Genomic DNA, 13,080 nt, shown 5'->3' on the forward strand with positions numbered 1-13,080 from the left:
AAAAACCGCAATTTACATTGCGGTTTTTTTAGTAGTAATTAATTTAAATCTATAAATGATACAGCTAAAAAACTATATTAATAGCTATGCAAAATTAAGCAATTCTGATCTATATTATATAGAAAATAGCTTCATTTATGAAAAATTTAGTAAAGGAGAATTAATTATTACTTCCCAAAAGAGAGTGAATTACGTATTTTTTCTAATAAAAGGGATCGTAAAAGGTTTTGAATATGAAAAAGAAAAAATCGTTATTCAGCACCTTATAGAACCAAATAACTTTTTTACAGACTTTGATAGTTTTATGAGTAAAGAAAATACTAATGAAAATTATCAAGCTATAACAGAAGTAGAAGTATTAAAAATAGGTTATAAAGATTTTCAAGTATTTAAAAATAAATCTCTAACATTTCAAACTGCTTTAAATAAAATTCTTCAAGAATCTTTATCCTGCAAAATGGAACGCTTACAAGATTTTCAAACATTAAATGCTAAAGAGCGCTATTTAAAACTTCTAAACAACTCCCCTACCTTGATTCAAGAAGTATCTATAAGTGATTTATCTTCTTTCCTAGGTATAGAACCATCTTCATTAAGTAGAATACGAAAACAAGTTTTCTAACATTTGTCATTTTTTTCATCATTTTAAAAGGTCAATTTTGATACAAACTTTAAAATAATGAATGAAATTTCTTTAGTAACTGGTGCTAACGGACATTTAGGCTATAATCTTTGCAAATTACTTATAGATAAAGGTGAGAAAGTTATAGCCACATATAGAAATCCTAAAAATCGAAAAATTTTATCTGAATTAGGATGCGAAACTTTACCAGTTGACATTATGGATAAAAACGCTATGATAAAAGCATTTCATGGAGTAACAAATGTATATGCTGTAGCTGCGTCTTTTAAAATGTGGTCGAAGAATCCTAAAAAAGATATCTATGACAACAATGTAGAAGGCACAAGAAAATTGTTTGAAGCAGCTAATGAAAGCTGTGTAAAAAATATTGTTTATGTGAGTTCTGTAGCTTCATTAGACTTTACTAAACTTCCAGCAAAAGAGATTAACGGTTACAATACTGATCGAAGAAATTGGTATTACAATTCTAAAAATGATTCGGATAAATTAGCTTTAGAGTTGGGTAAAGAATTTAATATTAGAACTGTACTTATTTTACCATCAGCTATGATTGGTAGTAAAGCTCATCAACTAAGCTACTCTAATCGATTAGTGAAACAGATTTTAGATGGTGAAATGATCGCTGATACAAATATTACATTAAATTGGATTGATGTTAAAGATGTTGCATTAGGAGCTTACTCAGCTATGAAAAAAGGAAGAAATGGTGAACGTTATATTTTGGCGAATGAAAAACATACTTCTATTCAAGAAAGTGTAGCTATAGCTGCTAAAATATTTCCTGAATTAAAATTAAAAACTCCTCCTAAAATACCTAAATCTTTACTGTATATAATTGCTTTTTTTATGAAAACAGGAAGTTTAATAACTGGAAAAGAACCACTATTACAAAAAGAATATATTGATATGTTTTATGGTTTAAAACAAGATTATGACATCAATAAAGCCAAATCTGAATTAAATTTCAGTCCTAAATCGAGTAAAAAAGCTCTAGTTGAAGCTCTTAATTATATCAAAAATGAATGGAAACACTAATTTTTTTTTAAAAAACATCATTTTTATGATATTAAAAATAACTTAGAATCTAAATCGATATAGAATTAACAAATACACACCTTAAACCTTATTAAATTATCAAATTAACACTAAACAGAATAATGCTTTTTATTATTCTCATGTTTAACCCTATTTTTTTGTCGTCTAAAAAGTACTATTATTTTTTTATTTGAAAATTAATAGTACTTTTATCGACGTGAAAGCGAATAAAAAAAATACATCTTTTCTTAAAAACGTAACTACTACGTTAATATTCGCTTACACAATTATTTCTACAATTATTACGACCCTTTAGGGGTTGTTTTTCTACATATAATTCTCGATATAGGTCTTTTTTAAAAGACTAAAAATTAAATCACAAATAGTAATCATTCTACCTTAATTCACATAAAATGAAAGTCCTAAAATTCGGAGGTTCATCAGTTAAAGATTATCAAAACATACAAAAAGTTTTGAATATCATTGAAGAAAAATCAAAAGAAGATCAATTAGCAGTAGTAGTTTCTGCTTTTGGTAAAACTACAGATACTTTATTAAAAAGTGCACAATTAGCAAAAAATAAAGACGAAAGTTATTTGACCTTAATCAATGAAGTTGAACAACATCATTTTGAAACTATTGAAAATTTAATTAGCAATAATTCTAACAACGTAATAGAACGAACGAATGAATTATTCAATCAATTAAAAACCTTATATAAAGGTTGTTACTTATTAGAAGAACTTTCTCCTAAAGCTAAAGCTATTATTAGTAGTTTCGGTGAACGTTTATCTTCTTACATTATTTCTGAAGCTGCCAAAGAACGTTTAAATGCAACGTTTAAAGACAGTCAAGAGTTAATTATTACTGACAATAATTATTTAAAAGCTCAGGTAGATTTTGAAACAACATATAGCAACTGCTCTTCTTATTTTAACGAAAATAATTTTCAGGTAGTGGTTTTACCTGGATTTATTGCAAAATGTTATAACGGACAAACAACAACATTAGGACGAGGTGGTTCAGATTATACTGCATCTATTTATGCGGCGGCTGTTCATGCGGAAGAATTACAAATATGGACAGATGTTAGTGGTATGTTTACTGCGAATCCGACTATAGTAAAACAAGCTGAACCTATCCGTCATATTTCTTATCAGGAAGCCATGGAGATGTCTCATTTTGGAGCAAAAGTAATCTACCCTCCTACTATTCAACCTGTAAGAGAAATGAGAATTCCATTAGTAATTAAAAATACTAATGCACCTAATGATGAAGGTACATTCATCACCCTAAATACTGATAAAAGTTCTTCTGTTAAAGGAATTAGTTATATAGAAAATATCGCTTTACTAACTATTGAAGGTAGTGGAATGGTTGGTATCTCTGGAGTTTCTAAACGTTTATTTGAAGCTTTATCGGATGATGATATTAATGTAATTTTAATAACTCAAGCTTCTTCCGAACATACTATTTGTGTTGGTGTATTAGAAGAAGACGCAGAAAAAGCAGTTAACAGCATTACTAAAAAGTTTGAAATAGAGATCAATCAAAAGAAGATAGATCCTATTCATACAGAAAAAGACCTAAGTATATTAGCTTTAGTTGGTGATAACATGAAAAATCATCAAGGTTTAAGCGGAAAAATGTTTAGTGCATTAGGAAAAAACAATGTAAATATTAGAGCAATAGCTCAAGGTGCTTCTGAAAAAAATATTTCTGCAGTAATTAAGCATTCTGATGCAAAAAAAGCTTTAAATACTTTACATGAGCAATTCTTTGGAGAGCAAACAAAGCAGTTAAATTTATTTGTTACTGGAGTAGGAAATGTTGGAAATCGTTTTCTCGCACAATTACAACAACAGAAAGAATATTTACAAGAACAGCTTAAACTTAATGTACGAGTTGTAGGACTTTCAAACTCAAAAAAAATGTACTTCGATGAACAAGGAATCGATTTACAAAACTGGAAAGATTTACTATTAAACAAAGGAGAAACTACAGGTTTAGATCTTTTTCATGCTAAAGCTAAAGCTTTAAACTTAAGAAATAGTGTATTTATTGATAATACAGCCAACGAGCATGTTTCTAAAATGTACCAACAGTATTTAGAAAATAATATTGCTGTAGTAACTTGTAATAAAATTGCTTGTGCATCAGAATTAAATAATTACAAAACACTGAAAAAAGTTTCTAAACAATTTAACGCTCCTTTTTTATTTGAAACTAATGTAGGAGCTGGTTTACCTATTATCGATACTTTAAAAAACCTTATCGCTTCTGGTGATCGCGTTCATAAAATACAAGCAGTTTTATCTGGTAGTTTAAACTTTGTTTTCAACAATTTTAATAATACTAATACTTTTCATGATATTGTAGAACAAGCTCAGCATGAAGGATACACTGAACCAGATCCTAAAATTGATTTAAGCGGTGTTGATGTTGCTAGAAAAATTCTAATTTTAGCTAGAGAAAGTGGTTATGAACTGGAATTATCAGATATAGAAAATCAATCATTTTTACCACAAGAAAGCTTAGATACGTCAAACAATAAAGATTTTTATGAAAGCTTAACAAAATTTGAATCTCATTTTCAAGAGATTTATGCTAAAGCAAATAATGAAAACTGTAAATTGAAATATGTTGCAGAATTTGTAGATGGAAAAGCAAAGGTTGGTTTACAACATATTCCTCAAGATCATCCTTTTTATAACTTAGAAGGGAGCGATAACATTGTATTATTCTTTACAGATCGATATCAATTACAACCGTTACAAATTAAAGGTGCAGGAGCTGGTGCTGATGTTACTGCTTCTGGTATTTTTGCAGATGTGATAAGAGTTGCTAATAACTAAGTTTCATGATAAAATAACTAGCAACAAACATATATTAACAGAAATGTAAATAATGAATAAAATAAAGATATTTTCACCAGCTACAGTAGCTAATGTTTCATGTGGTTTCGATTGTTTAGGTTTTGCTGTAAACGACCTTGGAGATACAATGTCATTCACAAAAACAAAAGAAAAAGGAGTTAAAATCTCTAAAATTTCAGGTGCAAATTTACCTTACGAAAGTGATAAAAATGCTGCTAGTGCAGTAGCGTTGGCTATGTTAGAAAAACATCCAGCAGATTTTGGATTAGAGATTGAAATTCATAAAGGATATGCTCCTGGAAGCGGATTAGGTAGTAGTGCAGCTAGTTCAGCAGGTGCTGCTTTTGCTGTAAATGAATTACTTGGCAAACCTTTCTCTCAATTAGAGTTAACTAAGTTTGCAATGTTTGGTGAACAAATAGCCTGTGGTTCTCCTATTGCTGATAATGTAGCTGCTGCAATTTATGGTGGTTTTATTTTAGTACAACAGTACTCGCCTTTAAACGTAATTAAAATTCCTGTTCCTTCTGAATTAATGCTTGTCGCTATTCATCCACAGGTACAAGTGAAAACTAAAGACGCAAGAGATGTACTTCCAGAAGAAATTCCTTTAAAAGATGCTGTCACACAATGGGCAAATGTTGGAGGATTAATTAGTGGTTTATATGCTAATAATTATGAAACTATAGCTAATTCACTTAAAGATATTATTGTTGAACCAGCAAGAAAACATTTAATTCCTCATTTTGATGAAGTAAAACAAACTGCTTTAGATTATGGTGCTTTAAGCGCTGGTATTTCTGGATCCGGTCCAACAATTTTTGCGCTTTGTAAAGGGAAAGAAACCGCTAAAAAAGTACATCAACAAATAGATGAATTATATCAAAAAACTGGCATCGATTATACCATGGTATTATCAAAAATAAACACACAAGGAGTAACCATATTAGAATCTAATTAATCATGAAATACTATAGTTTAAATAATAATGCTAAACCTGTTTCTTTTAGTGAAGCTGTAATACAAGGATTAGCTCCTGATAGAGGTTTATATTTCCCTGAAGAAATTCAACCTTTACCTAAAGAATTCATTGCTAATATTGATCAATATTCTAATGAAGAAATTGCTTTTGAAGCAATTAAACAATTTGTTGGTAATGAAATTCCAAAAGAAACTTTACAAAAAATCGTTTCTGAAACTATTAATTTTGATTTTCCTGTGGTTTCTTTAGAAGAAAACATTGGAACTCTAGAATTATTTCATGGTCCTACTCTAGCCTTTAAAGATGTTGGAGCTAGATTTATGGCTAGATGTTTAGGTTACTTTAATTCTCAAAACCCAGATAAAGTAACTGTTTTAGTTGCAACATCTGGTGATACTGGAGGTGCAGTTGCTAATGGTTTTTTAGGTGTTAATGGTGTTGATGTTGTCATACTGTACCCGAGTGGTAAAGTGAGTGATATTCAAGAAAAACAATTAACTACTTTAGGTAAAAACATCACTGCTTTAGAAGTTCATGGGGTTTTTGATGACTGTCAAGATATGGTTAAATCTGCTTTCTTAGACGAAGGGATTTCAAGACAATTAACTTCTGCAAACTCTATAAATGTAGCACGCTGGTTACCGCAAATGTTCTATTATTTCTTTGCTTACAAACAACTATACAAACAACATTCTGATATTGTTTTCTCTGTGCCAAGTGGAAATTTTGGAAATATTTGTGCTGGAATGATGGCACAAAAATTAGGTTTACCCATTAAACATTTTGTTGCTGCTACAAATGTAAATGACACTGTTCCTCAATTTATGAAAGCAGGGAAATACGAACCTAAAGCTTCTAAAGCTACAATATCTAATGCAATGGATGTTGGAAATCCGAGTAATTTTATTAGAATTCAAAAGTTATTTAACAACGATTTTCAAGATTTAAAAACTAGATTTTCTTCTTTTTCTTTTTCAGATCATCTTACTAAAGATGCAATGAAAAGAATTTACAACACATCTAATTACGTAGCAGATCCTCATGGTGCAGTTGGTTATTTAGGTTTAGAAACTTATGGTTTACAGGAGAAAGAGTTTGGTGTATTTTTAGAAACTGCACATCCTGTAAAATTTTTAGATGTGGTTGAGGAAACATTATCTCAAAAAATTCCTATTCCAGAAGAAATTCAAGAAATCATTACCAAAAAGAAAGAATCAATTCAAATTAGTACTTACGACGAATTAAAGTCTTTTTTGAATTCATAAATAAAAAAAGCGTTTCTAAAATTAGAAACGCTTTTTTTATGTTGTTAAGTTGTTACTTACTTCTTGAATAATTTTGTTACATCTTCAGCAGTTAATAATCTAGATACTTTTACATTTTCTTCAACATCTACAGGATTGTCTCCACTAGTCATTTGAATTTGTAAAAAAGCCTCACCATCTTCTCTAGAATACTTTAACCAAACAATTTGTCCGTTTGCTTTCATTTTTAACGGATCTCTTGGTACATTTTGAAAACCTCCCATTAATCCGTTATATAATTTATCTAAATCGTTATCTAAGTTTTTAAAACTAAAGCTTACATATTCATGTCCGATTGCATTAATGTTTTTAAAGAAGAAGTTGTAATCATTCTCACCAACCTTTTCTAAATACACATAACTAATTTTTCCTACAACCTCGCTTTGGCTTGTTTCAATAAATTCGATTTGCGAATACACAGATCCTGAAACAACTAACAATAATAACAATAAAGCTTTTCTCATAATTCTTCTAATTTTAGGGATTCGTATTTTTATTAATTACTTTAATAACGCCTAAAAATAGAATTATTATATCAATTTTACTATTTTTCGGCGATTAAAAATGAATAATGAAAGTTTGTATCGCTGAGAAACCTAGTGTGGCAAGAGAAATCGCTAACATTTTGGGAGCCAACACCAAACATGATGGATATTTTGAAGGAAACGGTTATGCCGTTACTTATACTTTTGGTCATTTGTGTACACTTTTAGAACCAAAAGACTACAAACCTCACTGGAAAAGCTGGGATTTGAACAATTTACCAATGCTTCCAGAGAAATTTGGGACTAAAGTTACAGCCGATTCTGGAATTCAAAAACAATTCAATATTGTAAAGTCATTATTCCAAAAAGCCGATGTAGTTATCAACTGTGGGGATGCCGGACAAGAAGGAGAATTAATACAACGTTGGGTAATTAATCAAGCTGATTATAAAGGAAAAGTACAGCGTTTATGGATTTCTTCATTAACTGAAGAAGCTATAAAAGATGGATTTAGTAATCTTAAAGAAGAAGAAGATTATAATAATTTATACTACGCTGGTTATTCTAGAGCAATCGGAGATTGGTTATTAGGTTTAAACGCTACACGTTTATATACTGTAAAGTTTGGTGGTTACAAACAGGTACTTTCTATTGGTAGAGTTCAAACACCAACACTAGCGATGTTAGTAAATCGTTATTTAGAAATTCAAAATTTTAAACCTCAACCTTACTGGGAGCTACAAACTACTTACAGAAATACACTTTTTAATTGTGAAGAAGGTCGTTTTCTAAAAAAAGAAGATGGACAAAAATTCGCAGATAAAGTAAAAGAATCAGATTTTGAAATTGTTTCTGTAAAAAAGAAAAAAGGAAAAGATTATGCTCCTAAACTTTTCGATTTAACAGGATTACAAGTATACTGTAACAATAAATTTGGATTTTCAGCTGATGAAACCTTAAAAATTGTTCAGAAACTATATGAAATGAAAGTAGTTACTTATCCAAGGGTTGATACTACTTTCTTACCAAATGATATATACCCTAAAGTTGCTGGTATTCTTAAAAATTTAACTAATTATGCTGAAATAGCTCAGCCTTTATTAGGTAAGAAAATTAAAAAATCGTCTCGTGTTTTTAATGATAAAAAGGTCACCGATCACCACGCTATAATTCCTACTGGAGTTCAAACGAATTTACAATACAATCAGCAACAAGTTTATGATATTATTGTTCGTCGTTTTATTGCTGTTTTTTATCCTGATAGTGATATTGCTAATACAGCAGTTATTGGAAAAGCTGATGATGTATCTTTTAAAACTACCGGAAAAGAGATTTTAACCAAAGGATGGCGAGTAGTTTTTGAATACAATGAAGAACCTAAAAAAGTAACTTCAGACCAAAGTTTACTACCTAATTTTGAAGAAGGAGAAAAAGGTCCACATGAACCAAGTTTCTTAGAAAAAGAAACTAAACCTCCAAGAAATTATACAGAAGCAAGCTTATTACGTGCTATGGAAACTGCAGGTAAACAAGTAGATGATGATGAAATGCGAGAGCTAATGAAAGAAAATGGAATTGGTCGTCCATCTACACGTGCAAGTATTATAGAAACACTTTTTAAACGTAAATATATTGAACGTCAGAAAAAATTAATTCTACCAACTAAAACAGGTATAGATTTAATTCAATTAATTGACAATGAACTTTTAAAATCTGCTGAGCTTACTGGACTTTGGGAAAAACGTTTAAAGGAAATTGAACGCGGAGATTATCATGCAAGTACTTTCATTAAACAAATGAAACAAATGGTAGATCAATTGGTTTATGAAGTTCGATCTAGTAAAAAAACGGTTCGTCTTTCTGCAGAAAATAATACCGAAAATACTACTGCAAAAAAAACGAAAAAGAAAACAACGAGTAAAAAGACAGTAGTTGGAAAGGAGTGTCCGAAATGTAAAAAAGGAAACTTACTAAAAGGTAGTACTGCTTACGGATGTTCGAATTATAAAAACGGTTGTGATTTTAAACTTCCCTTCTCTTTCTTAGAGAAAAAGATTTCTGAAAGTCAATTAATTCGATTATTAGATAAAGGATGTACTACGAATTTAAAAGGTTGGAAAACTGAACAAGGAAAAGTAGAAGGTTTAGTTCGCTTTGATGATCATTTCAATTTAAAGTTAGAACCTAAACAAGGAGGTGCGGAAAAAGCAAAAGCTGTTCCTGATAAAATTATCTGTCCAAAATGTAAAAAAGGGACTATTTTAAAAGGTAAATCTGCTTATGGATGCTCAGAATATAGTAATGGTTGTACTTATGTTTTTCCTTTTGCTAAAATTAAAGAATTAGCTAATGGAAAAGATATTACCAAAGCAATGGTATATGATTTTTTGACAACTAAATTTGAGTAATCTATAAAACTAAAAAAATTATACGCTTTTTAAATTTAGTATTTTAAAACAAAATTGTTTTCTTAAAAATGAAACTTTGAAAATTAATTCATAACATTTTTTTATTTAACCATACAAGTTTCTATTAAACTAAATAAGAACCTATTTTCTTATAAAGTTTATTACAGATATAATATTTATATTTGCGCCGCTTAAAATTTAATATTGCTATGATTAATTTTTACTAAGCCATATTTTCCCTGTATTTAAGCCTTTTTAAAATTAAACAATTAAACAAAACTGAATGTTATGAGAAAAAACTACGTTTTACACATTATTCTTTTTATTATTTATCTTAATTCAAATGCACAGGCAAACTTTTTTATTTCAACCGGCTTCGAAAGTACTCCTGTTGGGTTATTAGTTAAAGGAGATGATTTATTAATAGGATCAGTTGGAAAACAAAAAATTTACAGAGTAAATTTAAAAGAACCAACTCCAACACTAAATGAATTTATTAATGATATAAGTTTCCCTGGCTTCTTTAAAAATGTTGGTAATACTCTTTATGTACCGGGAGTTAATACTTTCACTATATTTGATATAACCAATAATACTCCTACTAAATTAAAAGAAATAGCCTCTGATACATTTTTAGTTAGTACTGCTATATATAATAATGATTTGTATGCTGCTTATTTCAATGGTGGTAAAATTATTAAGTATAATTTATTAGACTTAGATGCTCCTCCAGTTGAAGTGTTAAGCGGTTTAGGTAATTTAGTTGATCTCAAAATTCATAATAATGAATTGTACTTTGTTCAAGCAACTAATAGAAAAATATCAAAAATAGATCTTACTGTTTCTAATCCTACTATAAATGAAGTAATTGCTGTTAGAGGAGTTTTAGGACTATTATTTGTTGGAGATGATTTGTATTTTTCAACAAATCATAATGGTAATAAAGTTTCAAAAATAAATATAAATGACATTAATCCTATTCCTGAAGTAATTGTTGACAATCTTGCTAATCCTGTTTGGGGATTAGAATTTCATGATAATTATTTATACATGGCTCAACAATTTGGTTATGGCGTATGGAGAGTTAACTTAAATAGACTTAATACTGATAAGTTTACTAAAGATACAAGTATTTTATATCCTAATCCTACAAAGGATATCATTAATGTATCTAGTGATAAACACGAAAAATATATTATTAATGATATAAATGGTAAGATCGTTTTAAAAGGAAATATTTCAAATCAAAAGATTGATATTAGTAAACTAAATACAGGTATGTACTTTTTATCTATTGATGGAAAAAAATCAAAAAAAATAATAAAGCGATAGTCTTATATTTAAATTTTGAATATTTGAAACACTTATGAAAAAAGTATTCATTATAGTTTTTCTATTATTTTAAAACCTAGTTTTTTCCCAATCGATTAAAACTGAAAATTTAGTTAGAAAAACTTTTGGTAACTATAATTTTGAAAAGTTAAGTTGAACATACTCTTTTTATCAATAATAAAATTTACAGCTAAAGAAACCTGTAAAGCCAATTTAAATAGTGTTTAAAAAAATTATTAAAAATTAAAAACAAAAAAAATATAAATCCTGATTTAAAATCAGGATTTATATTTTTTAATTAAAGCTAAAGAAGTTTCTGTAAGTTCTTCGATTCTTTCATAATCAAACTCTCCTTCAGAGTTTCTAATAATTAATTTAGATCCCATACCTACGCAAACTGCTCCTGCTTCAATCCATGATTTTATATTTTTCTCATTAGGTGAAACTCCACCAGTTGGCATAATACTTGTCCATGGACTTGGTCCTTTAACTGCTTTAATAAACTCTGGTCCGTAAACACTTCCTGGAAATAACTTTACCACTTCACAGCCAAAAGCTTCTGCTTTTGAAATTTCAGTTAAAGATCCACATCCAGGAGACCATAAAACTTTTTTCTTATTGCATGCAATAGCTATTTCTTCTTGAAAAGCTGGAGTTACAACAAAATTTGCTCCTAATTGCATAAAAAGAGAGGCTTCTGCTGCACTTGTTAAAGAACCTACTCCTAAAATCATATCATGATACTGAGTATTACAATATTTAGAAAGTTTACCAAAAACTTCATGAGAAAAATCTCCTCGAGCAGTAAACTCTAGTAATCGAGCACCACCTTTGTATAATGCATCTACTATTTTTTTACATACTTCTATATCTTCATGATAAAAAAGAGGAACTAATCCTGTTCTTTCCATTGCTATAATCACTTGAATACGTGAAAATTTAGCCATAATCTATTGTTTAAATCATCTAGAAACCTTACCAGATGTATTTCCTTCAACCATCTGTAAAACTTCTTCTTTAGTTGTTAAATTAAAATCTCCAGAAATTGTATGCTTTAAACAACACGCAGCTACTGCAAAATTCAATGTTTTTTGTAAATTAAATTCAGGATTTATTAACCCGTATAACAAACCTCCCATAAAAGCATCACCACTTCCTACTCTATCTACTACAGGTGTAACATCTCTAGTTTGAGCATTTAAAATTTTAGATTTATCATATAAAATTCCTCCAATTTTTTGATGTGATGCACTTATAGAATAACGTAAAGTTGTTGCCATTACATCTAAATTAGGACAGTCTTGTACTATAATGTCATATAGTTTAGGTAAAGATTCTAAATCCTCATAATTGGGTGTTACTTTTGACTTACCTAGCATAAAAAGTGCAGTATCGATGTCTCCTAATATTATGTTACTGTACTTTAATAACTCTGGCATGATATCTTTAGGATCTTTACCATATTTCCACAACTTAGATCTATAATTTAAATCTGAAGAAATAATAATGCCTTTTTCGTGAGCCTTTTTAATTGCTCTTAAGCATTCTTCTGCTGCATTTTGAGAAATAGCTGGTGTTACACCACTCCAATGAAAATGGGTTGCATTTTTTAATACAATATCCCAATTTATTTGACCTTCTTTAACATTAGCAATCGCACTATCTTCTCTATCATAAATTACTTTACTTCCACGAGTTCCTGCTCCAGTTTCTAAAAAATAAATACCTATTCTTTTTCCATCTAGAACAATATGATTAGCACCTACATTACGTTGTCTTATCTTTTCTATAGCACATTGCCCGATATCATTATTAGGCAAACAAGTAATAAAATCTGAAGTAACACCATAATTTGCTAAAGATACAGCTACATTAAATTCTCCACCTCCATAGGTTACATCAAAAAAATTTGCTTGAGAAAAGCGAAGATGTCTTTCTGTAGCTAATCGCATTAAAATTTCACCAAAAGCAACAACTTTACTCATTTATTAAATATTTTTTATAATCAGATAATA

10 protein-coding genes are annotated in these 13,080 nt (G+C 29.3%); 7 read left to right on the forward strand and 3 right to left on the reverse strand.

Annotation, left to right across the window (positions count from 1 at the left end; translation table 11 throughout):
- Positions 1-55: 55 nt before the first annotated feature.
- From Q1A46_RS10775 to thrC, 5 genes are all read left to right on the forward strand, one after another.
- The gene (locus Q1A46_RS10775) at positions 56-622 is read left to right on the forward strand and encodes a Crp/Fnr family transcriptional regulator (protein ID WP_299678010.1); all 567 of its coding nucleotides are present in this window, start codon (positions 56-58) and stop codon (positions 620-622) included.
- A gap of 57 nt (positions 623-679) precedes the next feature.
- On the forward strand, positions 680-1,678 hold the full coding sequence (locus Q1A46_RS10780) for an NAD-dependent epimerase/dehydratase family protein (RefSeq protein WP_299678014.1): 999 nt from the start codon (positions 680-682) through the stop codon (positions 1,676-1,678).
- 413 nt (positions 1,679-2,091) lie between these two features.
- Positions 2,092-4,533, forward strand: a complete 2,442-nt coding sequence (gene thrA / locus Q1A46_RS10785; RefSeq protein WP_299678017.1) for a bifunctional aspartate kinase/homoserine dehydrogenase I — start codon at positions 2,092-2,094, stop codon at positions 4,531-4,533.
- 52 nt (positions 4,534-4,585) lie between these two features.
- Entirely contained in the window at positions 4,586-5,515 is a 930-nt protein-coding gene (locus Q1A46_RS10790) for a homoserine kinase (RefSeq protein ID WP_299678020.1), read from the forward strand.
- Positions 5,516-5,517: 2 nt separating this feature from the next.
- Complete coding sequence (gene thrC / locus Q1A46_RS10795) at positions 5,518-6,801, forward strand: threonine synthase (RefSeq protein ID WP_299678023.1); 1,284 nt, start codon at positions 5,518-5,520, stop codon at positions 6,799-6,801.
- Between the two features lie 56 nt (positions 6,802-6,857).
- Here thrC and Q1A46_RS10800 read toward each other — a convergent pair whose 3' ends face one another.
- Positions 6,858-7,304: a hypothetical protein gene (locus Q1A46_RS10800; protein WP_299678026.1), complete on the reverse strand. Its 447-nt coding sequence runs from the start codon at positions 7,302-7,304 to the stop codon at positions 6,858-6,860.
- Between the two features lie 107 nt (positions 7,305-7,411).
- On the opposite strand from Q1A46_RS10800, the gene Q1A46_RS10805 reads away from it, so the two are divergent.
- Both Q1A46_RS10805 and Q1A46_RS10810 read left to right on the forward strand, forming a co-directional pair.
- A complete protein-coding gene (locus Q1A46_RS10805) occupies positions 7,412-9,733 on the forward strand; it encodes a type IA DNA topoisomerase (RefSeq protein WP_299678029.1) in 2,322 nt (773 codons plus the stop codon).
- Between the two features lie 288 nt (positions 9,734-10,021).
- Positions 10,022-11,065 (forward strand): T9SS type A sorting domain-containing protein, encoded by a 1,044-nt coding sequence (locus Q1A46_RS10810; protein ID WP_299678032.1) that lies wholly within the window; start codon positions 10,022-10,024, stop codon positions 11,063-11,065.
- 278 nt (positions 11,066-11,343) lie between these two features.
- Here Q1A46_RS10810 and Q1A46_RS10815 read toward each other — a convergent pair whose 3' ends face one another.
- Both Q1A46_RS10815 and Q1A46_RS10820 read right to left on the reverse strand, forming a co-directional pair.
- On the reverse strand, positions 11,344-12,012 hold the full coding sequence (locus Q1A46_RS10815) for a bifunctional 4-hydroxy-2-oxoglutarate aldolase/2-dehydro-3-deoxy-phosphogluconate aldolase (protein WP_299678035.1): 669 nt from the start codon (positions 12,010-12,012) through the stop codon (positions 11,344-11,346).
- Positions 12,013-12,027: 15 nt separating this feature from the next.
- Positions 12,028-13,050 (reverse strand): sugar kinase, encoded by a 1,023-nt coding sequence (locus Q1A46_RS10820; protein ID WP_299678038.1) that lies wholly within the window; start codon positions 13,048-13,050, stop codon positions 12,028-12,030.
- Between the last annotated feature and the right edge of the window lie 30 nt (positions 13,051-13,080).

It is taken from the genome of uncultured Tenacibaculum sp. (genome assembly GCF_947502995.1).
GTDB lineage: Bacteria > Bacteroidota > Bacteroidia > Flavobacteriales > Flavobacteriaceae > Polaribacter.